A 23,262-nucleotide genomic window follows, 5' to 3' on the forward strand; every position below is an offset into this window, starting at 1 on the left:
CTTTGGGCAGGTACTGCGGCACGGGAAAAACACCCCTGTGTCCGTTATCGATATGAAAAAAGGCTGCCAACCGGCAGCCTTTTTCATCGGTACGATCATTTACCGCCGCCCTGCAGCAGGTCCTCCAGCCGATCACAGCGCCGGAGTACATCCAGGTAAGCTTTCAGGCTGTCGTAGGAATCCACTCCCAGCTTGCTGTAGATGTGGCTGTTGTGTCCCTTCACCGTCCCCACGCTGATGAACAGCAGGCCGGAGATGTCCTTGACAGCATAGCCCTCGGCATAGTAGCGCAGGATCACGCGCTCTGTACCGGTCAGTCCCTTTGCCCGGTCGATCAGCTCGGACACAAGGCTTTCCACCTGCCGGGGCAGGGCGGCCTCGGGCTGGCTTTCCCGCAGGCGGCTGTGGAAGTAGGCCGTCAGCTCGTCGATCTCCCGGATCCCCGTGGGCTGCCAGTCCTGCGCCTGGCTTCTGGCCGCCGCAAAGCCCTGGGCAATGGGCGTGGCAAAGCGGCGGGAAAGGGCGGCGGCCAGCACCAGCATCCCCGCAAGGAAGCCCAGGGAACCAAGGATCCAGCTGATGCGGGCGGTCTGGGCACGGTGGCGGTAGCCGCTCTCCGGTATCAGCGTTACCGCCGCCAGCGGATAGCCATCCGCCAGCCGTCCGGGGATGACCTGGTACTTTCCAAGATAGGTCGTATCGTTCCAGATAAAGGTATCGTAGTCCCGGCCGCTTCGGATTCTCATCTCGCCGGAGGCCGACAGGTCCGTCCCCTCCGTGCTGCCCAGCATGGCCTTATCCAGAAGGAGGGTATCCCCGTTCATAGGGGCCAGCAGCATCAGAAAGCTGCCGTAGGAGCTGGGGACCGTGCTGTGGGAGAGGCCAAAGTAGAGCTCGCTGAGCTCCATGCCGCAGACCCCCCGCACCGTTCCACTCCCATCCCGCACGGGAACGCACAGCAGCGTCACGCTCTCCCAGGTATCCAGCAGCGGCACCCGCCCCGTCCAGAGGCAGCCGCCGGAGAGCCGCTCACCCTCCCACGCCATGACCTGCCGGTAGCCGGGGATCAGGGACGTGTCCAGCTCCGGATTCCAGCGGTTATGAAGCTGCAGGCCGTTTTCCCGCGCGGCATCCACCGCTCCCCGGAAATAGGCTGTGATGCCGCTGGGATGGGCAGAGCGCAGACCGGAATAGCGGAGATACACCCCCATGCGGGAGGTTTTGGATTCCGGCAGCGTTGTATTGGCTGTGGCATCCAGACAGAAATATACGCCGCTGCAGGTGCTGCCCGCCATGGTGGTTTCCAGAGCGGGGATCATCAGGGATTCCAGCTCTGCGATAAGCGCCGGATCGTCATTCAGCGCGTCAAAGGAGAGACCGCGGCGGGCAAGAAAGCGCTCCAGCTCTCCGCCGACCGTTTCGGAAAGCTCAATGCCCTGCGCGGCGAGGGCATCCATCTGGGCAGTAAAAAGTGCGGCGGTGTTGCTCTGCTGCAAAGCCGCCGTCTCCCCGAATTGGCGTGCTGTGCGGGAGAGGACCCCCGTCACGCTCAGCAGTAGCAGCGCGGCAGCCAGCATCGCCAGCACCATACACAGCCAGTACAGCACCAGACTGCCGCCGATGCTGCGGTTGCCCGCTGAACTGTCAGTTTTGGACAGACGCCTGCTCAAAAGCAACACGGAGATCCCTCCCTTCCCGTTTTTGTCACTTGCCATAGCTTTTTTGGAGCTCTTCCCGCACGGTACGAAGCAGCGGCTCCAGTGCGTCCGCGCCCTGCTCCAGGTACTGGGCTCGCCCGGCCGCCAGGCGCAGACGCACCGCCTTTTCAAAGTGGGTCTCAAGATTGAGATAATCCTCCCGCTGGGGCGGCACATAGAACGTGTAGTCCTGCCGCGTTTTCAGAAAGGCTTCATAGAGCGAAACATACATGGGATCGCTCAGCGTCTCGATGGCGGCAGGCAGGTAGCGGTCAAAGCCCTCCTTCGTCACCGGCATGTATCCAAGGGATGTAACGAAGTCCGCATTCCGCTCCGGCTCGGTCAGCCACTTCAGGAAGGTCATGCAGGCCTTTTCCCGCTCCGGCGTGGACTTTACCGTGCAGACTCCCACGCCCCGCTGCATGACCAGCTTTTCTCCGTCCTCGAAGATGGGACAGGGCAGCGAGACGATCTCCACCTGCTCGGTACGGTTGTCCTCATAGGTCACAACGTCGGAATAGTACAGCACGCTGGCGGATGAGGCGACGGACGCGATCACGTCGCCGGTGCGCAGCGGCTCGGTGGCATAGCCGCTGCCCAGCCACAGCCCGCCGGTCAGCGCAGCTCTGGCGTAAGGCTCCCATGCGTAGGCGAATTTGGGGCCGAAGGCAATGCCGTTCTTGTCGAAAAAGTCCTCGCCCAGCGACTCCACCCCCACCTGGAAATAGTTGAAGTGGTAGTCGTGAACGAAGAAGCACTTGCCGCCCGACCAGTCCGCATACCGCTCCGCCATGGCGTACAGCCCCTCCCAGGTGGCCAGTTCGCCCAGGCTTGCGCCGGTTTCGGCGGCGAAACGGTCAAAGGCCGTTTTGTTCACAAAGAGGATCTCCGTGGATTTTGCCAGCGGCAGAATGACCAGCCGGTCATGGATCGTTCCTTCCTCAACAAATTCAGGGAGGTAGCCCTCCAGCTCTTCGTCGGTGAAATAGTCCCGGTAGTCCGCCAGAATGTTCTCATCCGGCAGCGCCAGCACGGTCTTTGGGTAAGACACGAACAGGTCCGGCAGCTCGGGCGCTCCGGGGTCCTTGTAGGCAGCGGCCAGCACGCTCTCGTGGATAACGCCGCTGTTGCTGACGCTGTCCACCCGCACCCGGATGCCCTGCTCCTGCCCGACGGTGCGGTTGAACTCTTCCACCAGCGCGTTCATGGGCGAGTTTACCTCACCTCCGTAAACATGCCAGAGGGTGACGGTGATGGGGTCTCCGTTGGTTTCCCCGCAAGCGGCGAGGCACAGCACAAGACCGGCGGCCAGCGCCGCCAGCAGGAAGATTCGTTTTTTCATGGATATGCCTCCTCGCTCGGTGGGAAAGGGTCCCGCCCGTTTTCGATTTTTGGGAAAAGGCGCGGCGGCATGGCCGCCGCGCCTTTCGGTGCTTTGCTTGCGCGTTATGCCCGGAGGATCACTTCACACTGCGATAGAGGAAGGTGACGATCTGGGCTCTTGTGCAGTTGTTGTTGGAGCCGAACAGTCCGCCGCCGATACCGCCGGTGACGCCGTTCTTCTCCGCCCAGGTGACTGCCGCCGCGTAGTAAGCGTCAGCCGCCACATCGGTGAAGGCAGAATTGCCGCTGACAGCGGGGCTGCCGTTGGCACGCCACAGGAAGGTGACGATCTGAGCGCGGGTGCAGGAAGCATTGGGGCTGAAAGCGGTGTCGCTGGTGCCCTTGGTAATGCCCTGCTCCATCGCCCACAGGACAGCGTCATAGTAGTAGCTGCCGGAGGGAACGTCAGTAAAGGGCATGACCTTGGTCTTGGGGGCGGGGGAACCGGCAGCACGCCACAGGAAGGTGACTGCCTGCGCTCTCGTGCAGTTGCCGTTGGGGTCGAAGGTCACAGCGCTGGTGCCGCTGGTGATGCCCTTCTCAACCGCCCAGACAACAGCGTCCTCATAGTAGGAGCCAGCGGGCACGTCGATGAAGGGATTCTTGCCGGTGGGGGCAGAAGCCTTAAACGTGGCCGCCACGGTGACCTTGCTGGCGGGCATGGTGAAGGTATACTTGCCGTTCTTCTCGGTCAGCTTGATCTCCTTGTCCTTGCCGTCCAGAACGGTGAGGGTATCGAGCACATAGCCCTTGTCGGGATCGACCGTCAGGGTGACGGCAGTGCCCTTGGAGGCGGACTTGTGGCTCGCGGTCACATCGCCGTTCTTGGCGCTCTTCACAGTGATGGGATAGGTGGTGACACCGCCGCCGCCACCGCCACCGGTGGAGCCGCTGGAGGTTGCGGGGAACTCAAGGGTAATCTTGGTGCTATCCGCACCAGCGGCAGTGGGCTTTGTACCGACGACCGCAGCCGTTTTGCCGTTGATCTGGAAGGTGGTAGCATTGGTGAAACGGTTGTTGCCGATGGCCTCCAGAGAAACCGTCACGGTGTACTTAGTGCCGCCTGCGAAGGTGCCGCTGACAGTGGGGTCCCAAGCGGTATTAGCGACGCTGTAGGTGGCATCAGCCGTCGTTGCATCTTTCGGAGTTTCACCCTTGACGGGAGCGGTGACGGTCACGTTGACCGCAGAAATGGCAGTCAGCGCGGGGAACGTGCCGGTATTCATCGGCTTGCCGCAGTCAACGCATTCTGTCTTCCATGTGCCCTCTTTGCCGATGCCAGCAGGGATAACGGTGATCTTGCTGCTCTCCACATGGGGGGCTTCAACCTTGCCCTTGCAGACATCGCACTCCTTGTAGTGCTTGGTGTTGTCAGCCGTGTCGAGCTTCCAGTTGCCGACTAAGGTGTGGTCTTCGAACTTAGTGGGTTCATCGCAACCGGCAACGGAGCAGGTCTGATAGTGGCAGTTGTCGTCCAGCTTTGCCCACGCACTATAGTTATGCGTATGGGTGCCACCCTCAACGATGCTGTAGACCGCCTTGGAGTTGGGAAGGACGGTCTGTTCAATGGCAGTGCCGGTGCCGGTATAACGCAGCGCGCTCTTCGGCATTTCAACGCTGATGGCCGCGGCGGAGGTCGCCGTAGGCGTGCCGCTGATGGTGATGACCAAGGTCTTTGTATAGTTGGTTCGATCCTTGACCTTGGCGGTCAGACCTGCGGGCAGATTGGTAAACCAGCTGGAAACATCCACGCCTGCCGTAAGATCTTCCGCGAATACGTCACCACTCAGCGTAATGCTTACGTTGACAGGGTTGATTTCTTCATTTACCTTGCCGACTACGCTTGCGTCGGCAATAGTGGCATAGGAAATGCGAGGATATAAATATTCCTGCTTATCGCTATGCACCCAATATGTATAACCATCGGGATGCTCCATACGGATACCGGTGAGTGCGTCGAATCCGTGCATACCATAACTACCGCTAAGAGTGATGCTCTCCTTCTCCGGTTCATATTCCTTCCACTGGTTGGGATCGCTGAGATCATCTACATCACCATCATTATAAGACAACATGATCTTTGCATTGACAATATCAGTGGACAGGGAGACGTTCAGGCTATCATAGAAGCTGGTGCCGGAAGGAGGGTCGGCAACAGGTGGCGTGAGTTCAACCTTAGTGAAGTCACAGGTTGCGATGTCGCCAAATTTCTCCATATTGCTGTAACCCTCAGAGTTATAAAGGCAAGCCTTGATGGTGGTGTCCTTGCTAATCTTTACTTGTGTACTATCGTTTGATACTGTGGCGGCTGGATTCTTTGTCCAGGTCGTTCCACTCTTGTCATACGGGTCAGAACCGTCCGTGGTATAGAGAATCTCCCAATAGGTATTCGGCGTTTCCAGGTTTACATCAAGCGTCTCAACGAACTTGCCGCCTTCTGGATATACCGTTACATCCGGTGCGCCCGGGACGTTATACCATTTCAAAGTAAACTCATTGCTTGTAAAGTTCTGACCATTGGCGGTAACGATAACCCGGCAGGTCATCTCTGTTTTATCAGGCTTTGGACCCAGAGTTGCCGCGACAAGAGCATTCGCACTTTCAGCGTTGCCGCTGGCAAGCGTTGTATTATCTTCATTCACCAGCTTCCAGCTTGTGATGGGCTGGCTGAATGCAAAGTAAACCTTGCTGTCATCAACCGAAGAAAGCCAGCTGCCGGTAGGCTGATTGGTGAACGAAACCCCATGGTAGCCGGGGTTCACTTCCACATCGCAGTCCGGCATAACAAAGGTTGTTTCCTGCTTGGTCGCATCCGCAAAAGTCACACCGGCAGTTTCCGTATACCACTGGGTAAACATCATGTTGTCGGCGGTGCGATCCTTCGCCTTCACGGTGACGGTTTCTCCGGCCATTGCCGTGGAGGGGGTTGCCGTACCGTGGGTGTTTCCAATCTTGATGCTATGCGCCACGGGTGCGGGGGGTTCCTTTTCCGCCGTCAGCTTCCAAAGACCAACGAGGTATTCACCGATCTGCGCCTCCGAGCCGCGGAGGTAGGCATAGAGACCGAGGCGGAAGGTATATACGCCTTCCTCAAACTTGAAGTTCGGCAGCTGCACGCTGACAGAAATCTCGTCACCCACGGCGGCATAGGTCTGGCTAATAACCCCCGTGTAGTCTACTCTCTCGCCGTCCTTGAAGATATTCAGCCTGTAGCCGAAGTCGATCTTGCTGGGTTTGCTGTAATACATTTCCTTCAGCTGCTGATTGCCGCGGGCGGTGATATAGACATCCTTTGTCAGATTGCCGTCGCTGCCAAGCGTCACATCGCCGGAAACGGTGGAGGTGCCTTTGGCGGGAAGCGGCGTGCCATCCGAGCCAACGGTCAGCTTCATGTCCTTCAGCGCGTCCTCGGGCAGCGTTGTGACCGTGATGGTCTTATAGTGGCTGTTTACCAGATGCGCAAGGTCTAAGGCACTGCTGGAGCCGGTAAACGCAGCATCGTTAACGACGATGTGCATCGGCTCATCTTCCCTCACGTCATAGTAATCATACTTCTGCCCCGCGGCAGTGATGATCGCGTTCTTGGGGAACATGGAGGCAAATGCTTTCACATCGTAATTGGAACCATTGAAACCCGAACTTTCGCCGGGAAATGCAGGATAAACAGCGCCGTCATGAGGTACATCCTTCTCTGTAAAATCCCCCGTAGCGAATTGGAATAGTTCAGAGGGGTCACTTTCTTTCTTTCCCGGAAAGTACGGGGCATTGGCGGGGCGGGTGAAATACCCGGGTGTATAGTAGTAGGTGCCGCCCTGAATGGATACGTTCAGAGGCACATCCCCCGTCACGTCTTTATCCTTATGGATATAGATCGACTTCTTGAAGTCGCCGCCGGTGATCACATTGTCCGCAACGCCGGAGGCCTTGGCAACGACGGCGAGCAAAACGCGGCCATCAAGGGTGCCGCCGTTGATCACGGCCTTGCCGGACGAACTCAGTGCGTAGTCCTGATTATAAAGATTACTTCCTCGTTCATCCCAAGTGTTAGGGCACGAAATGGCAACAGTGCCGCCGTTGATCTCCACCGTTCCCGTGGACCAGATTGTTGTGTTGTCCAAATCGGCATCGGCATTGAATTTCAAATGCAGCTTGCCGCTGTTCAGTGTCAGCTTGGCACCATCCCCGACATCGATCAAACGCATATAGCGCCTCGTCACGTTGTTCACGCCGACGATCTCGCCGCCGCTCTGGGAATCCTTAATGATCAGTTCGCCCGCAGTAACTCGGATAAACTGGATTTCGCCATCGGATTCGATGATCGATTTCTTGAGGGTCAGTTTTTTGCCGTTCAGGTCAAGATAGTTTCTGCCAATCGCACTGACAAAGTCAGTCGATCCCAATCCATAACCGCCGTACATCGTGGAGGTGTCGATGTCATCGCCCAGCTGGATGTATTTATCGCCGGTTAGCTCCATCTTTTCCTTCAAGTCCTCATAGGTGGTAACCACGAAGGGATTTCCTTCGGTGCCGTCGCCGCCTGCTGCCAGCGCCGTCACGCCCATGGCGGGTACGAGGGAGAGCAGCATCACCAGCGTCAGAAGCAGACTGGTTATTCGTTTTCTCATGTTTTTTCTTCCTCCTTCATAGAAAGAATTTGTTGTGCGCCGCGTTTTTGTCCCCGGCTCGCGGCCGCCGGTCCATTTTATCGGGCGCTCCGCCCGCTGATGGTTTCTGCCGTTTCGCTGAGCCACGTTCGCATCTGCTCTGCGGCGAGGTCTCCGATGCAGTAGCCGTCGATGAGCTTCAGTTCCACCGCCTTTTCCAGCGCGGCCAGCTTTTCCGGGTGTCCGTCCTCGCAGATGAGGTAGACCCGGCAATCCGGCAGCTTCCGCCGTACCTCGACGGCGATGTCGCAGCGAGAGGAAACGTCCTTATCCTCCACTCCGTTTGAAAAGTCCAGCTCCAGCAGCAGAAGATCCGCCCTCTCCGCCGTACACTGCCAGACCACATCGTCGTAGTCGTCGGATAGAATACCCAGCGGACGGCAGCCGCCCAAATTACCCAGCCAGTCCGCCGCGCGGCGGGTCATGGCGGGAGTGATGAAGCAGGCTACTGCTCTGGGCAGGACCTGTTCTGCTCCGGGACCGCTGGCCGGTGGCTCCCGCTTTCGGAAAAAGCTCATACCGCGGTCTCCTTTCTCCGTGTCACGCCTGCCTTCGGCAAGCGCGTCCCGCACTCCGGGCAGTACACCGCGTAGTCGGTGACAGCCACACCGCAGCCGGGGCAGCAGCGGTGGCGGGAGAGGTAGAAGTCATAGAGGGTCTTTTCCGGCAGCGCCGCGCCGCAGTCGGCGCAGTGCGTGTCCTGCGCGGGGTTTGCCCTGCCGCACTCCGGGCAGAGCTTACATCGCCGCATGGTTTCCGGTCCGAAGCCGAATTCCAGCAGCGTCACCTGCCGCAGGGCTCTTCTTGTCCGCAGATCGTATTCGGTCATGGCGTCCCCTCCTTTCTGTCCATACCGTCCGCTATCAGCTTCGCTCCGCAGGTGGGGCAGAAGCAGGCGTCCGGTTCCCGGAGCCGCGCACCACAGTGATGACAGAACGAGGGGTACTCGTCCTCCCACGGGGCGCAGTCCAGACACAGCCCCGCGTTGACATTGAACATAGCGGAGGATACATACTTCCCGCATTGGGGGCAATGGTTGAACTCCCACCTGCCCTCCGTCTCCCACGCGATCTCCAGCGCGGCTTCCTCCGTGTCCGCCCGGATGGGCTTGGTCACGCAGCACAGCTCGCCGGAGATGTCGCAGTAAAAACGGAAGACCCTGCTGCCTCCCGAGTCGGCAACGACCCGATAGGCTGCCGTTTTCTTCGCCTGCTCCATCCGCATTCCTCCTCTCTTTTCCAATTTCGTCTTGTAAAGCTGTCGTGGAATATGCTACAATGGAAAGGCTAAAGAGGCGGTCGGCTCGACAGGATATAGAGCGTCGAGCGATCTTTAGGTTGGAGCTTCGCTCCAACCTAAAGGGGTACCCCTTTAACGATTCTCTGTCCACCTGACGGTCGCCGGACGGTGCGTCCGGCTCCGTACACTATTCTTGTACCATATTTTCATTCTTTTGTCTGTCCCCTAAATCCCTCATTTAGGGGACAAAGCGAAAAAATATTTTTGAAAAATCCGAAAATCAGCCCGATTTTTCAAACACCCGTTCTGTTTTGGAGGTCTGTTTCATGAAAAAGCGTATGCTGGCGGCTCTGCTGCTATCCGCCCTTCTTTTCACCATCTCCGGCTGCGGAGAGAAGTCCCTGCTGAATAAAAAGGAGCCGGTCTCTCTGACCATCTGGCATGTCTACGGCGAACAGGCAGGCTCGCCCATGGATCTTTTGGTGCAGGAGTTCAACCGCACCGTGGGACAGGAGCGCGGCGTGCAGGTGAAGGTCACCGGCACCAGCAGCGCATCCAAGATCGGCGGCTACCTGAAGGAGGCGCAGAGCGGTGGGCAGGAGGTGCAGGAGATGCCCGACCTCTTTACCTGCCACATTTCCGATGCCACCGCCTTGGGTGAGGAGAACCTTGTCGATTGGCACGACTGGTTTACGGAGGAGGAACTCTCCGACTTCGTTCCCGGCTTTCTCTCCGACGGTATGGCGGACGGTCGGCTGCTGATCTTCCCCGTTTCCAAGTCCACGCAGCTTCTGATGTGCAACGGCAGCGGCTTCGCCCGCTTTTCCGATGCCACCGGCGTCGGCTACGATGACCTCGCCACATGGGAGGGCTTTTACGACGCTGCCGGCAAGTTCTATGACTGGTCGGGCAAGCCCTTCTGCGCGCTGGATTATCCCATCCGTGCCGTGGAGCTCTGCGCCATGGAGCGCGGCAGCGGGGATTTCTACACGGAAAACGGCTGGTACGATACTGACAACGCCGTATTTAAGGAGAGCTGGATGCAGTTCGCCCGATCTCTCGCGCAGGGCCATGTGGTGGTCTCTGACCTCTACTCCAACACCCAGGTGATGACCGGCGATGTGGTGTGCGGCCTCGGCTCCTCCGCGGCGATTCTATATTATAATGATACCGTCACCTACCCGGACAACACGCAGGAGCCCATGGATCTCCATGTGCTGCCTATGCCGAAAACGGCGGGAGCGGACGCTCTGATGACACAGGCAGGCGTGGGGCTTTGCGCCTACAAGACCACCGAGCAGAAGGCGGAGGCCGCCGCGCTGTTCGTCCGCTGGCTGACGGAGGCAGAGCGCAACCTCGACTTCGTGGCGCAGACCGGCTATATGCCGGTGCGGAACGGTGCCTTTGACGCCATCTCGGATTACGACAATTTCCCGGCACCCGCGGCGGCTTATGAGAGTCTCTATGCCGCACTCAAGACCATGCGTGAGGACTATGTCCCCGTGTCCGAGCCGCGCTTCGAGGGCTACTACGGCAAGGTCAGCGTCCTCTATGACGGTCTGCGCCAGCTCCAGCAGGAGTTGCCTGCGCGTGCCGCAGCCGGTGAGGACATTGACGCGCTGGCGGAGGAAACTTGGGCGTTGTTCTGCTCCATTCGCTGAAAAAAACGACTACATCGGAAGGGGGGGTGAAGGTCCATGCCCAGCTTTTTGCTCGCAAAACTGAAACAGGCGCAGCCCTCCATGCGACGTCGGCTGTTTCTATACATGGGCGCATTGGCGGCTCTGCTGCTGGCGGTGCTGTTGGTCGCCCTGCTTCTGCTTGGGCAACTCAAAAGCCCACGGGCTGAAACGGAAAAGGCTCTGACCTTCCAGATGGGAGCCTTTCGCTCGGATATGGCCTCCCTGTGGCGGAACGTCTCCGTCATGGGCATACATCTCTCGGAGGATATGACAGCCCTCATTGAGGAGCAGACCTCGGACTTTTCCTCCCTGAACGGGAATGTGGCCGCCGTGGAGGCCCTGCAGGAGGCCATGCTGGAGCCGCTGTGCCAGTATGTGCGGCAGACGGATTGCTCCGGCGCGTTTATCCTGCTGGCCGCCTCACTCAGCTCCGATCCCGCTGTGGATTCCCATGCCGGACTGTATGTGCAGCGCGGCAACGCCGAGCACACCACCGGCGAATTGCTGCTCTATCGCGGCATGGCGGACATCGGGCGGCGGCACAAGGTAATGCCTCACCGGAAGTGGGCGCAGGAATTTGACCTATCGAACTTCCCCGGCTTTGCGGAGCATCTGGAAAAAGCCTCCGCACCCATAGAGCATAGCTGCCGCACCACAAAGTTCATCACCCTGCCGGGTACCACAGAGCAGGCGATCCTTCTGACCGTCCCCATGATCGGCGCGGATGGCACGGTATACGGTCTGTGCGGCTTTTCCGTCAATCAGACCTACTTCTTGGCGCACCACGCGCAGCCGACCGGCATTGGCAGCCTTGCCTGTGTTCTGTCGGATGCCGCGGAGGGGCTGGATGTTCAAAGAGGGCTTCTGACCTATCCCACAGGCGACTTCTGTTTTGTGCCGGATGAGCTGCTGGAAAAAAGGAGCCTGCGCGGTGGGCTGACCGCCTTTGTAGGGTCGGAGCTTTCCTTTGTCGGCATTTCAGAGCCGTTTACAGTGGCTGTCGGGGATGAGGTGCCTCACGATCTGACGGTGCTGATTTCAAAAGCCACCTATGACCGCGCCATGCTGAAAAGCGGGATAGAGATCGCCGCCCTGCTGACGCTGCTGGTGTTTTTTGCCGTGGGCTGCTGCCTGTTCTATACCCGCCGCTATCTCAGACCCATTCTGGAGGACATTGATCATGTCACCGTGGCGGGCGGCGAGAAGGGAAAGCCCATCTTTGAGGAGCTGCTGCCCATCTCCGAGAAGATGCGATCCCATGAGGAGGCTGTGACCGCTCTGAAGGCGGAACGGCAGGATGCCCAGGACAGAGCCGAGCAGCTTTTAGGCGAAAAGCTGGGGCTTGAAGAGCAGGTAGAGGGTATGCAGGGGCAGCTGGACGATTCCCTTGCGGAGATCCGTCGTTTGGCTCACCTCGGAAAGAAGGAGCTGAAACCGGCTGACTATGATAAATTCTTAAAGGGCTACGCCAAGCTGAGCACCAAGGAGCTCGAAATATGCGAGGCTCTTGTCAGCGGCCTGAGTACCCGCCAATGTGCGGAGCAGATCGGCTGTGCCTCCAGCACCGTAGATACATACCGCAAGAGGGTTTATGAAAAGACCGGCATCCACAGGGTGCGGCAGCTGCAGCTCTGCGTTGCGCTCATGCGGATGGAACAGCAGGAGTCGGAAACACAGAAAGAATCATGACGGCAATGGCGGCGGCGCATCTCTCCCCCGAGACGATGTGCCGCCGCATACTTTTCCCGCGCCCCACTTCTGCTCCTGTCCTTGTTCTTTCTCTGTCCTAATTCTCCGATAGAGTGGGCTGTTCCGGTGGGTCCATATTGAACCCCTCCTCGGTCCAGCAAACAGGTATAGTTGCCCCTTGGCGTGACGCCGACGGAACGAGAGATTTTGGAGGCTCTGGCGGATGGCAGCAGTCCCCGGGAGCTTTCCGAACAAAGGAACTGCTCGGAGAGCACCATCGCCACACACCGCAAAAACATTTACAGAAAGCTGGGCATCCACAAAGTCTATCAGCTCAAGATCTGCATTGCACTTCTGCGTCAGGAGCGAGAAGCACAAAACTGAACAAGAAACAATCCGCCCCTGTCAAGCGTTGAGCCTGACAGGGGCTGCTTTTTCAAATGGCTCTGGTTCTTTGCCAGGATGGCAAGGATCAACTCCTCCAGCGCCGCCTGATTTGGAACCGGAACAGACACCTCCGGCGTCTCCTTGCAGTTGATATAGTGCAGGACAGCGCTGATAAGAAACTGCGCTTTGCTGCGGCCTTGCCGGTTGAGCAGGTCGATCACCGCTTTATGCTGTGGGTCACAGATGTTGAAGCGGATCGTGAATTTCCCGGGGTCCTTCTTGTCGGTCATAGCACTCACCGCCCGCTGTGCTGAAGCCGGTAAAGATACTCATACCCCTTGGCATTGGCATTGATGTCCTCCACAAAAATCGCCTGCCCGATTTTTCCGGACGCTTCGATCTGCCGGCGCAGCAGAGTAGCGCCCCCGCCCAGGAAGATCACTTTGCCGGACTTGAGTTCCGGCATCCGCTCCCGCAGGCCGCTGAGTAAGAATAGCATACGCCCCCTGATCCGCAACAGAATTTACGCCTGCCAGTTCCATTATTTCAGCACACACAGCTTCAGGGTGTGAGGGTCGATGTTCAGAACGGGCTTTCCGCAGTTCATGGCATAGGTCATGGCTTGATCCTCGTCCCGCCCCGCGCGAAGCGCTGCTTCATCAAAGACCGTCAGCGCCAGATCCGCAAGGTCAATGATGTGCTGGTACGCCAGCAGCTGTGCATGGTCTTGTCCCGGATTGGCGACGTGGTCGATGCAGGTGCATTTCGTGAGCATATCAAAATACCGTTCCCGGAGATAGGGCGCCCATTTGGTAGCCTGCTCCTCGTGCGGAACGGTGCAAAGCAGCATCAGGTCGGGATCCGTTTCCCGCATCAGGTTGATCCCCTCGGCGGCATACAGCCCAATGCCGCAGTCACACGCCACAAGGAACTGTGTTACGCCCTGCTGCCGCAGAACCATGATCTGCTGGAGCAGCTCGGTTTTCAGTTCCCGGCAGAAGCTGTCCTCCTCGTCAAAGCCCCACGGGAACCGCATGGGGGCCTGACCGAAGATCGCACAGCGATACGGTCTTTCCATTCTTCTCTCACTTTCATTTGTAGTCCATTGGCTTACATTTTGTATTCTAAAAGCGGCTTTTGAGAAAGTCAACATGAATGTAAGCTAATAGAGTACAAAAACTATGCCGCAGGCATACAAGCGGAGGCGAGAGCATGGACAGAAAATCACTCGGAAAGCGCATCAATATGGCACGCAAGGAACGGAACTGGACGAGTGAGCGTCTGTCTGAGGCTTGCAGCATCAACGCGACTTATCTGCGTCAAATCGAATCCGGCGCGAAGATGCCAAGCCTGCCTGTGTTCGTCTCCATCTGCGAAGCGCTGGGCGTATCGCCCTCCTACCTGCTGGCGGATATGCTGCCGAACGCGGAATCACAGGACATCGCCGCGATCATGAACCTGTGCAGGCAGGCAACGCCGAAGCAGCTGAACATGATATACGCCATGCTCAGCAGTGCCCTGGAGCATTCGGAACCATAAGGACTGTGACCGGAGATGGGAAACCGTCTCCGGTCATTTGCTTTTAGTCCTGTTCGAACATTTTCAGAGAGTTCAGGATCGATGTCACACCATCCTGCCCGCCAAACCATTGTTCCAATTCTGCTCCGTCTGCGGGCGGCATAGGTTCAGACGCAGCGGAGATAGCCGCATCCTGCTGTGCGGGGGCCGGCTTCGGCTCGGGCTGCTTTTTCAGGTAGCTCTGGTTCTTTGTCAGGATGGCAAGGATCATCTCCTCCAGTGCCGCCTGATTTGGAACCGGAACAGATACCTCCGGTGTCTCCTTGCAGTTGATATAGTGCAGGACAGCGCTGACAAGAAACTGCGCTTTGCTGCGGCCTTGCCGGTTGAGCAGGTCGATCACCGCTTTATGCTGTGGGTCACAGATGTTGAAGCGGATCGTGAATTTCCCGGGGTCCTTCTTGTCGGTCATAGCACTCACCGCCCGCTGTGCTGAAGCCGGTAAAGATACTCATACCCCTTGGCATTGGCATTGATGTCCTCCACAAAAATCGCCTGCCCGATTTTTCCGGACGCTTCGATCTGCCGGCGCAGCAGAGTAGCGCCCCCGCCCAGGAAGATCACTTTGCCGGACTTGAGTTCCAGCATCCGCTCCCGCAGGCCGCTGAGCAGGTCGTTGATAAATTCCTGTGCCTCCCGTTCTGCCAGAGCGATGACCTCCGGCGCCGCGTCCTGATCCTCGCCGCGCAGGATCCGGTCGATCTCGCTTTCCTCCAGCAGAATGTCCAGCTCGGCATTTGCTTTTGCGCAGATGCGGTTATAGAGCAGGATCACACCGTTTTCCAGAGAATCACAGGCTGCCATGTCCGGCACGCCGTTCCGCAAACGCACATAATCTGCCGTAAAGCCGCCGATATCGACCACCAGCGCTCTGGGGAATGAGGCGAGGTTTTTTACCGTGGCAGCAGCGGCAGAAAAGGACTGCGGGAAACAGGCTGTGTTTTCAATGAAAATGGCATAGGGCTTTCCCTTAAACTGAAAAGCAACTGCACCCCGCCCGTTGAAATAGTTGATAAACCGCTTTGCCTGCACGCCAAAATGCGCGGGAGGAAGGCCGACCGCCAGCTGCACGCGCATGAGGCTGCCGCTGTACTGTCCCATCGCTTCGATCTCATGCGCGATGGCAAAAAGCGTCAGAATGAAGAAGCGTTCATCCTCTGTCTTATCTCTGCGGTAGGGGATCCGCTGATCGGTCAATGTGTAATACTTCCCCCGATAGGCCAATGCGTCCGTTCCGAAGCCGGGCGTGTCGCTCTGGATAAGCCCGGAGGTAAACGGCGGTGTATGGACGGTTTTGATTTGTTTGTTCCCGTGATCGACAGCAATTAACATGGCTATGTACCTCCTATACTTCTCTTATACGGATGTAATACGCATAAGAGCAACAAAAATCGGATCGTTCCGGAAAAAATATGCCTGTACACAAAGAAAAAGCCGGAGGCCGCGATGCGGCCCCGGCTTTCTGCGTCTGAACAACTGGGTTATTTTGCAAAGAAATATGTGTAGAGATTATAGTCCCGCTCCCGTGTAATCAAGCGGAGCCAGATTTGAAAATGCGCCGTTTCTGCGTACAGATTAAATTCCGTGGGCTCATTTGTCGGCTGGGCATACAGCCGGCACATCCGCTCCATCGCCCACAGGTTTTTGAATTCCGGCAGGGCAAAAAGCTGTGACTGGAAGGCATCGATCTCCTGCCCAAGCTCCGGAGCTGGGCGTATTTCTTCATCCGGGAACCATGTTGTCCACCATCGCCACCCGTCATAGTCAGAGCGGGAATAGGCAACCAGCGAAGCAGGATACCGGGCGCTGCTCAACGGCAGCGTCTTCCGCACTCCGGAGAAGATCTCCATGAACGCACAGGCAGGCGTCAGCTTGACTGCCTGCGGGTCCTTATGCTCCGCAAAACGGTGCTGCTTCACGGCGTACCACTCGCTTATGGGGAGTACCTTCCCCGCGGCATCCCGCAGGGCCTCATCCATGCCGCACGCAGGGCAGACATAGATGTTCAGCGCACGGCTCAGAGCGTTTTCGGCAAGAGATTTCCGCATGGGGCCGCCGCAGCGCATACAGGGCATGGCGCCGGGCGTGTGCTTGTTCTTTGCCCATTCGTTTTCCAAATCAGCTTTTGGATAGAGCTCAATATAAAACTTATCCATTTTTTGTTCCTTTCCTGAAATCAGGCGATCTTCTGTTCGCCCCAGCGGATACGCAGGTGTCCCTCGTCATCCGTTTCACGGGTCATCAACGTGGAGAGCAGGTCATAATCCACACCAAATTTGGCATAGATCTCGTCCATATCCGCATCCTGCCCCTTCATAAACATGGTGAGCTTTTCCTTTGCCAGCACCATCTGCATGAGGTTGGATTCCAGACTTCCAATGTAGATGGGGAAATACAGATCCTTTTTTTCTGTGGAGGTGTAGCGGACGAAGCGCATATAAAACTGGCTCATGCCGGCGTTGTTGTAGTGCATCTCCGGAATGATGATCTTGTTGACAAACTCGAAGTTGACGCTGGATGGAAGACTCTGCTGCGTGCAGAGCAGGATGCCGTTCTGACTGTCCCGCAATACATCCCGCAGAGCGCGCCGCTTGGCGAAGGTGACGGTGGAGCCCGTCACCACAAAAAGGGGCCGGTCCGGAAGGTATTCACGGATGGCGGCGGCGTAACGGTCCAACACCGTTGTATGCCGCACGCCGATGGCTACAACTTCTTCCGGCCATCTGGCAAGGGCTTCCACAACGGCCATCTCCTTGAGCGGCGTCTCGCCTTCATATTCCTTCATGCAGTCCGGAGCGGCACTGATGCGCAGAAGCAGGGTGATCTGCTGAATGAGCCGCATCAGCGCGTCCTTTCTGCTGTTTCCGGTCGAGCTGTAATACTCGCGCTGGATGCGGTAAAACTCCTTCAGCACGATATTGTAGACCTCCCGCTCCTCCGGGAGAAACGGAATCGGCATCTGATGGATACGGCGGATGTCCTTTCCCGTGACCTCTTCAAAGGTGCGGGTGATGACCGTCTTTCCCAACAGTCGATCCAATTCGTCGGCGTTGTAGATGTCCTGATTTCGCTGTCCCACGCCAAAGACGCTGATTTTCTCCGGCAGATGGGAGTTTGCGAACAGGCGGTAGCCCTTTTTATAAGCGGGGATCGGCATTCCATAATAGGGGTTTTCCTTGTGCTCCATATATTCAGACCGCTTATCGTAGCTGTAAAGCGTTCGACACCATGAGATCATATTGATGGAATTGTTGTAGAGCAGCTCCAACTGCGGGGCAAATTCGGAGATGTTGTTCCGCGTGCTGGTGCCGGTAGTCAGGAGCTTATATTTGCAGCGGCGAAAGCAGGACAGCACGGAAAGCGTCTGCTTGGAGCTGGGGTTGGAGATGTTGTCGCTCTCATCAAAAATAAACTGGATTTTATAGCCAAGCTGCTTGATATAGCGTCCGATCTGCTTTTTATACTGGCTGACCTTGTTCAGTGTCAGGATCACAAAATCTCCCCGTCGGATGCGCTGCAGATCAGCCAGCCGCTCCACAAACACATAGGAAAAGCCTGTGCCCTTCAAAATCACATCCCAGTTGTTGCGAATGGATATGGCGCTGGAAATGACCCAGATGCTGTGTACCAGTCCTGCGTCCCAACGATATTTCCCTGTGAAGATGGCGGCGGGGGTTTTGCCGCTGCCCTGCTCCCATTGCAGGAAGGCATACCGCTTTTGGAGAGTCAGGTTGACATCGTGGCTCTGGAGCGGGTTCAGGTGGATGTAAGCATGATTCTGGGCGTCCCAATATTGAAACCGGTCGATCCAGTCAGCAAGCTGCGCGTTTTCGGCCATCTCGGAAAAGGGCTGCTCCTGATTGTCATACTCCCGGCGTTTCCGGCGCAGCAGCCGCTCATAGCCCGGAAACCGTTCCGGCTCATCGTTCAGCACCGCCTGATGGATCGGCACCGGCGTGCGCATCTCGTCCGTCAGGAGTTTTGCCATCTTCCGGCTGTATGCCTTGTAGACAAAGCTGTATTTCTGCTTGACCAGACGAATTTCGTCCCGCTCCGGCTTGGCGTTTTGGCGGCATAGCGCCTGCTTCAGATACGCCAGCACCTTTGCTTCGGTAAGCTGCACGCGCTGCCACTCCTCATAGGGCATATCCGCCGGCTGCCGCTGGGTATAAAACCGATGGACATAGGCAAAGCAGGCGTCGTATTTTTCCCGCGTGGCCGGATGGCTTCGGATCTGATACAGGTACTTCTTCACCTGATAGAGAAAAGTGCTCTTGGTGGTTTTGAGCTGTGCCAGTTCCAGAAAGACTCTGTTCCGATTGCCTGCCAGATCCGCCTTTGCGACCATGACAAGCTTCTCGTAAAGCGCGGTCGCTGCCATGACCGGATACCCGGAGGGAATATAGATATCCGCGCAGTCCGTCGAGTACCGTTTGGGTGCCCACTCCACCGCGGTGCTTTTCTTCTGCCAGAATTGCAGCTTGGTAGGAAAGTCGTCCACGCCGCTGTCTGAAAAGGCGTGCTCCGGCAGCATCACCTGCCCTAAGAAGCTGAATCGGCTCTCCATCATGCGGATGGCGCTTTTGTCGGAGAAGCTGTCAGCAAGAAAGGATGCCGGCACAATAACCGCCAGGATACCGAGGGGCTTGAGCAGCTTTGCCGCCTTCAGGCAGTAATACTGATGGGAAGTCATAACGGTGGCGTCCGGCATGATCCAGCGCAGGTGAAAGGGCGGATTGCCCAGAACAAAATCAAAATGCGTTTGGGGCTCATAGTCCCGAATGTCACCCTGTACGATGCGGGCCTGCGGGTAGAGCTTTTTGGCAACGGCGCAAGCATTGGGATCGACCTCACAGCCGTAGGCGTTGTTCTCGTTTGGCAGGAAGTTAAAAAAGTTTCCCATGCCGCAGGTGAGATCCGCCACCAGATCCGTGTCGGAGAGGCGCAGAGCCGAAACAATCATTTCGCACAGAGGCGGCGGCGTGAAAAACTGGCCGTTTTCCAGTTCCTTTTTTGCCGCGCTGAATGCGTTGTAGTTTTCATAGTCACTGCGCTGCAGCCCATGCAGGCCGCCATCGCCGGTATAGCGATTGAAAATGTCCTCGTCGGTCACACCGGCCTGCTCACAGGCGCCGCTTTGCAGCAGACGGAGGATCTGCTTATTCAGATTCCTGCGCTCCTGCTCCGTCCGCCTTTGTGGGTGATACTCGTATTTCATGTTCAAATCACATCCTTTGTGCAAATAGGAGGGAGGATGCCGAAAACCGGCATCCTCCCCTGAAATGTATAGAAAGCAGGTCAATGCAGCGCATGAAACGCCGCAATGATCCGCAGCCGCACCTCCGGGGTGCGGTCTGCGCTGGTGACATAGTGCCAGCCTTTCTCTGTGATGTAAGCGTCAATTTCCTCGACACGGCCGCTGTCCAGACGGAGCCTCATAAAGATATGGGGCCCATTTGTCTGTTCAGTCAGTTTGACTGCCATCGTTGAAATGATCCTCCTCTGTCAGTAATGTAAGTTGTTCCTCCTTGGGTGGAGCCGGAGAGCGCTGCTTATTCAGCCGCCGCTCCTTTTGCTCCCTGCGCCGCCGCCGGGATTCCCGCTTTTTAGCAGCCTGTTCCTTCTTGAGATCGACTGCATGAATGACTTCCAAACCGTCCGCCACATCCCGCAGGTCTTGCAGCAGATCTCTTTGCTCACTTTTGGCAATGCGGATATTCTCCACATCGTAGTGAAATTCAAAGTAATCATACTCCCCGTACCGACGGTGCATTTTGCTGAAAAATGTCTGCCGCCGATCCTCTGGTGTCAGGTGCGGGGAGTCGATCACAGAGCTGCCCCAAAGCGGGTTGAAGCGCGCCTTTTTCATTTCCAGCCAGATCTCCGCGTCCGTTCGGGCCACAGGATGGGGAAACACACGCTCGCCCTTGGTCACCTGTACTTTCTTTTCCTCCAGAAAGCCGATGCGGGTGATCCATGTGCGGCGCACATCATAAAAGATATTGGCACGGCTCAAGTCTCGCTCCTGCTTGCGAATGACGCAGACGGGATTCTGACAGCGGCAGCGAATGCACTGCTCCACATCGTATTTGACTTCGACACGGCCACCTTCATAGCCATTGCAGTCTACCACGCAGGCGCAGTAGGCCCCGCCGGTGATCTCCATGTATTGCCGGTGCTGTCTCTCGCTTCTCTCCGTTTCCACCTTCTCGGCGCTTTGCTCGTAGGAATATCGCTTACCGGTGGTGTGGCAGGGGCAGAGAGGGACAGGAAAGCAGCTGATGCTGTGTGGACAGTCCTTGCGTTCATAGGGACAGCGCAGCAGCGGGTTGTCATTTTCCGGGCAGTAATCGATGCCTTGGAACGAGGCGTCGCTGCAGGCAAGGCCACGCCCGAGAGAGCTTTCCCCCGCGACCAGAAGACCGCACGGTGTTTCCCATGTAAACTTCAATAGAGCCTCAAAGAGATAGCCGAAATTCTGCCAGTCACTCCAATACACGAAGGATGGGTGATTCTCCCGCGTATAGCCTGCGGCGTAGAGATCCCGGGTCAGTTGATTCTGTTCCATGCTCATATCCCCGGACACGGAACCAGCCCAAAGTGGTTTTCCATCACATAGCGCAGATTTTCCACCGTGACCTGGTACTCCTCCGAGATACAGCCCTCGCATACGATCTGCCGATAGCCCAGCGCACGGCTGCATCGCTTATCCCATGAGTTGACATCACCGCCGCAGACAGGGCAGGCGATGTCCGGATACCACGCCAGTTTCCCGACGTCTGAATAGGTGGGTTTCATATCGTCCTCCTGAAAATGAAAAAGGACGCACAGACTTTTTACAAGTCTGTACGTCCATCGTAGTATGCTGCCATGCGGCAGCGATTCCTTTTTGCACGGGTCAGGCGACCCAAATGTTTGAAAGGAATGGCTTCCTTCCAAACGAGGCTGAGTTCTCAGAGCAAGGAGCCCCGCGCTACGGCACGATCCATGCTGGTTAGAACCTGTTCCGCCGTCAGATATTGCACACCGCGCTTCCGGTCATTCCGAGCCGCCAGCAATTTGGCGGAAAGGGACTGTTCAGGAGGCAGTGGGCGTAGTTCCTGTGCGGGCAGAACCGTATTTTCCTTGTTCATTTCGTGAGTCTACCTCCCAAAACATTTTTCTTCCAAAGGTCACCCAGCGTGTAGTCACCATCCAGCCACAGCTTGAGCTGCTCCGGATCTAACCGTCTGAACTCAGAACCGGTATCACTCCGGTCAACGACAATGACATCTTCCACATCGAACTCGTTCAGCAACTCTACAGATTGCGTAGATATAATGATCTGCTTTTCATTGGAAAGCTGCCGCACGATCTCAGAGAAAATCGTGATTGCATAGGGATGCAGGCCGAGCTCCGGCTCATCTACAATGATGGTAGTCGGCTGCAGCTCATGGGGCTGCAGCAAAAGTGTTGTCAGACAGATAAAGCGAAGAGTACCATCCGAAAGCTGAGAAGCATTGAAAACATCTTCGCAGCCGACCTGACGCCACCGTAGGACGATCTGCTCTTCATTACCCTCCTGGGGCTCCAAAACGAAGTCATCAAAGTAAGGTGCGACCAGACGGATCGATTCCACAATTTCATCGTAGCTCGACTTGAAGAAGTTTTTTAACCGGTAAAGGAATGCAGCAAGGTTTGCCGCATCGTACAGCAGCATTTTATTATTGGAAATGTTATGCTCCTGCTTGACTCTGGCACCCTTACCTGTGTCATGGAAATGATACACCCGCCAATTTTGCTTGCGCAGGGTTTGGACAACGTAATCGTCAATTCCGCTATGGACGCTGTTTTCCCACTGGGATTCACTATGCCCGCATCCGATATTGCTCTCATTATCCAAGTCATCATGATAACCGAAGTATTCCTTTTGGAAGATCAACCGGTTATCATCGGTTGGCACCAGAACGAAACCATAAGAGTTCTGTCCGAAAAATACCTCAAAGCCAATCTCATCGGTTACTTTCCGGCCATTATATAAAAGAGAACTCAAGCCGCTCTGTCCCACAGACACCTGAAGATTTTTAGACAGAATATTCTGGAGAAAGGAAAAGGCCGAAGTAAAGTTACTCTTTCCCGCGCCGTTAGAACCAATGAGCACATTGATTTTCCCAAAAGAAATATCGCAGCTTTTGATGGATTTGAAGCCGCGAATCGTCATGCGGCTCAACTGGTCTCCCTGTAATGGCATACCAAGCCTCCAAAATAGGTCGCATTTTGCTTCTCCGTGCAAAGAGTCCCGCACTATGGCACGATCCATGTCGGATAGGATTTGCCTGCCTCAGAACAAATCGCTGTGTGTCCCCGTCCTGGTTAGATATAAAATCAGACTCTCACCAGATATTTCGTAAATCAACAGCCAATCCGGAGCAATATGACATTCTCTGCAACCAGCGTAGTCACCACCCAAGTTGTGATCCTTGTTTTTCTCAGGCAGAGTCTCTCCATTAGCCAGTTTTTTGATAATTTCAGTTAACAGAGAAATATCATACCCACGGCGTTGTATGCGCTTTACATCTTTCTGGAACTTTGTAGATGGCTTTACGGTATATTTCATGCCAGAAGATCCTTCATCATCGCATCCACATCCGTATAGCTTTTGCCAAGCGTAGGATCGGCTTTCATTTCCTGCACTTCCCGAATCGCCTCTTTTGTTTCATCATTCGGGATTTCCGCACCGATTTCAAAGGGAATCCGATACTCCCGAACCGCTTTTTTCGCAAAGATATTGAAAGCGGTCGTCATTGTCATTCCCATATCAGCACAAAAAGCCTCAAACTGCTTTTTCAGATCACTATCCATACGGATATTGATATTCGTACTTGCCATAACGAACCCCCCTTTTTATTTTATGTTGACATTATATGCGTTTTTATTTACAATGTCAATACTGTGCGTCGCCGT

23 protein-coding genes are annotated in these 23,262 nt (G+C 56.3%); 4 read left to right on the forward strand and 19 right to left on the reverse strand.

The features are described from left to right. Positions 1-95: 95 nt before the first annotated feature. From KQI82_RS14710 to KQI82_RS14735, 6 genes are all read right to left on the reverse strand, one after another. Positions 96-1,715: a helix-turn-helix transcriptional regulator gene (locus tag KQI82_RS14710; RefSeq protein WP_216633439.1), complete on the reverse strand. Its 1,620-nt coding sequence runs from the start codon at positions 1,713-1,715 to the stop codon at positions 96-98. After that, positions 1,705-3,039, reverse strand: a complete 1,335-nt coding sequence (locus KQI82_RS14715) for an extracellular solute-binding protein (protein WP_216633440.1) — start codon at positions 3,037-3,039, stop codon at positions 1,705-1,707. The genes KQI82_RS14710 and KQI82_RS14715 overlap by 11 nt, the downstream gene beginning before the upstream one ends. Before the next feature lie 118 nt (positions 3,040-3,157). Continuing rightward, a complete protein-coding gene (locus KQI82_RS14720) occupies positions 3,158-7,282 on the reverse strand; it encodes an S-layer homology domain-containing protein (protein WP_216633441.1) in 4,125 nt (1,374 codons plus the stop codon). A 500-nt stretch (positions 7,283-7,782) separates the two neighbouring features. After that, the gene (locus tag KQI82_RS14725) at positions 7,783-8,262 is read right to left on the reverse strand and encodes a hypothetical protein (RefSeq protein WP_216633442.1); all 480 of its coding nucleotides are present in this window, start codon (positions 8,260-8,262) and stop codon (positions 7,783-7,785) included. Next, on the reverse strand, positions 8,259-8,573 hold the full coding sequence (locus tag KQI82_RS14730; protein ID WP_216633443.1) for a double zinc ribbon domain-containing protein: 315 nt from the start codon (positions 8,571-8,573) through the stop codon (positions 8,259-8,261). The genes KQI82_RS14725 and KQI82_RS14730 overlap by 4 nt, the downstream gene beginning before the upstream one ends. Continuing rightward, positions 8,570-8,962 carry a hypothetical protein gene (locus KQI82_RS14735; RefSeq protein WP_216633444.1) on the reverse strand — a complete coding sequence of 131 codons (393 nt, stop codon included), beginning with the start codon at positions 8,960-8,962 and terminating at the stop codon, positions 8,570-8,572. Before KQI82_RS14735 ends, KQI82_RS14730 begins: the two co-directional genes overlap by 4 nt. 347 nt (positions 8,963-9,309) lie before the next feature. Between KQI82_RS14735 and KQI82_RS14740 the strand changes: the two genes are divergently transcribed. From KQI82_RS14740 to KQI82_RS15965, 3 genes are all read left to right on the forward strand, one after another. Then, the gene (locus KQI82_RS14740) at positions 9,310-10,644 is read left to right on the forward strand and encodes an ABC transporter substrate-binding protein (protein ID WP_216633445.1); all 1,335 of its coding nucleotides are present in this window, start codon (positions 9,310-9,312) and stop codon (positions 10,642-10,644) included. An 81-nt stretch (positions 10,645-10,725) separates the two neighbouring features. Further along, positions 10,726-12,354, forward strand: coding sequence for a helix-turn-helix transcriptional regulator (locus KQI82_RS14745; RefSeq protein ID WP_216633446.1), 1,629 nt, complete (start codon positions 10,726-10,728; stop codon positions 12,352-12,354). 183 nt (positions 12,355-12,537) lie between these two features. Continuing rightward, the gene (locus KQI82_RS15965) at positions 12,538-12,738 is read left to right on the forward strand and encodes a response regulator transcription factor (RefSeq protein ID WP_216633447.1); all 201 of its coding nucleotides are present in this window, start codon (positions 12,538-12,540) and stop codon (positions 12,736-12,738) included. Here the strand turns inward: KQI82_RS15965 and KQI82_RS14755 are convergent. The 3 genes from KQI82_RS14755 to KQI82_RS14765 are packed head-to-tail and all read right to left on the reverse strand — an operon-like array spanning position 12,714 to position 13,819. After that, the gene (locus KQI82_RS14755; RefSeq protein ID WP_216633448.1) at positions 12,714-13,031 is read right to left on the reverse strand and encodes a hypothetical protein; all 318 of its coding nucleotides are present in this window, start codon (positions 13,029-13,031) and stop codon (positions 12,714-12,716) included. The genes KQI82_RS15965 and KQI82_RS14755 overlap by 25 nt on opposite strands. 5 nt (positions 13,032-13,036) lie before the next feature. Beyond that, positions 13,037-13,240, reverse strand: coding sequence for a hypothetical protein (locus tag KQI82_RS14760; RefSeq protein ID WP_338148993.1), 204 nt, complete (start codon positions 13,238-13,240; stop codon positions 13,037-13,039). Between the two features lie 42 nt (positions 13,241-13,282). Beyond that, positions 13,283-13,819 carry an SLOG family protein gene (locus KQI82_RS14765; RefSeq protein WP_216633449.1) on the reverse strand — a complete coding sequence of 179 codons (537 nt, stop codon included), beginning with the start codon at positions 13,817-13,819 and terminating at the stop codon, positions 13,283-13,285. 134 nt (positions 13,820-13,953) lie between these two features. On the opposite strand from KQI82_RS14765, the gene KQI82_RS14770 reads away from it, so the two are divergent. Then, on the forward strand, positions 13,954-14,280 hold the full coding sequence (locus tag KQI82_RS14770) for a helix-turn-helix domain-containing protein (RefSeq protein ID WP_216633450.1): 327 nt from the start codon (positions 13,954-13,956) through the stop codon (positions 14,278-14,280). A gap of 43 nt (positions 14,281-14,323) precedes the next feature. On the opposite strand, the gene KQI82_RS14775 is transcribed toward KQI82_RS14770, so the two are convergent. The 10 genes from KQI82_RS14775 to KQI82_RS14820 all read right to left on the reverse strand — a co-directional run bounded on the left by KQI82_RS14775 (position 14,324) and on the right by KQI82_RS14820 (position 23,187). Further along, the gene (locus KQI82_RS14775) at positions 14,324-14,731 is read right to left on the reverse strand and encodes a hypothetical protein (protein WP_216633451.1); all 408 of its coding nucleotides are present in this window, start codon (positions 14,729-14,731) and stop codon (positions 14,324-14,326) included. Between the two features lie 5 nt (positions 14,732-14,736). After that, positions 14,737-15,651: a ParM/StbA family protein gene (locus tag KQI82_RS14780; RefSeq protein ID WP_216633452.1), complete on the reverse strand. Its 915-nt coding sequence runs from the start codon at positions 15,649-15,651 to the stop codon at positions 14,737-14,739. Between the two features lie 149 nt (positions 15,652-15,800). Then, entirely contained in the window at positions 15,801-16,475 is a 675-nt protein-coding gene (locus KQI82_RS14785; RefSeq protein WP_241426727.1) for a hypothetical protein, read from the reverse strand. A 20-nt stretch (positions 16,476-16,495) separates the two neighbouring features. After that, entirely contained in the window at positions 16,496-19,537 is a 3,042-nt protein-coding gene (locus KQI82_RS14790) for a class I SAM-dependent methyltransferase (RefSeq protein WP_216633453.1), read from the reverse strand. Positions 19,538-19,617: 80 nt separating this feature from the next. Continuing rightward, entirely contained in the window at positions 19,618-19,803 is a 186-nt protein-coding gene (locus KQI82_RS14795; RefSeq protein ID WP_216633454.1) for a hypothetical protein, read from the reverse strand. Further along, the gene (locus tag KQI82_RS14800) at positions 19,784-20,887 is read right to left on the reverse strand and encodes a hypothetical protein (RefSeq protein WP_216633455.1); all 1,104 of its coding nucleotides are present in this window, start codon (positions 20,885-20,887) and stop codon (positions 19,784-19,786) included. Before KQI82_RS14800 ends, KQI82_RS14795 begins: the two co-directional genes overlap by 20 nt. 2 nt (positions 20,888-20,889) lie before the next feature. Then, positions 20,890-21,117 carry a hypothetical protein gene (locus KQI82_RS14805; RefSeq protein WP_241426728.1) on the reverse strand — a complete coding sequence of 76 codons (228 nt, stop codon included), beginning with the start codon at positions 21,115-21,117 and terminating at the stop codon, positions 20,890-20,892. Positions 21,118-21,448: 331 nt separating this feature from the next. Continuing rightward, positions 21,449-22,549, reverse strand: a complete 1,101-nt coding sequence (locus KQI82_RS14810; protein WP_216633456.1) for an AAA family ATPase — start codon at positions 22,547-22,549, stop codon at positions 21,449-21,451. A 90-nt stretch (positions 22,550-22,639) separates the two neighbouring features. After that, complete coding sequence (locus tag KQI82_RS14815) at positions 22,640-22,915, reverse strand: type II toxin-antitoxin system YafQ family toxin (RefSeq protein WP_216633457.1); 276 nt, start codon at positions 22,913-22,915, stop codon at positions 22,640-22,642. Then, positions 22,912-23,187 carry a type II toxin-antitoxin system RelB/DinJ family antitoxin gene (locus KQI82_RS14820; protein WP_178264776.1) on the reverse strand — a complete coding sequence of 92 codons (276 nt, stop codon included), beginning with the start codon at positions 23,185-23,187 and terminating at the stop codon, positions 22,912-22,914. Before KQI82_RS14820 ends, KQI82_RS14815 begins: the two co-directional genes overlap by 4 nt. Positions 23,188-23,262: the final 75 nt, after the last annotated feature.

The sequence above is a fragment of the Dysosmobacter acutus genome (assembly GCF_018919205.1).
In the GTDB taxonomy this organism is placed as follows: domain Bacteria; phylum Bacillota; class Clostridia; order Oscillospirales; family Oscillospiraceae; genus Oscillibacter; species Oscillibacter acutus.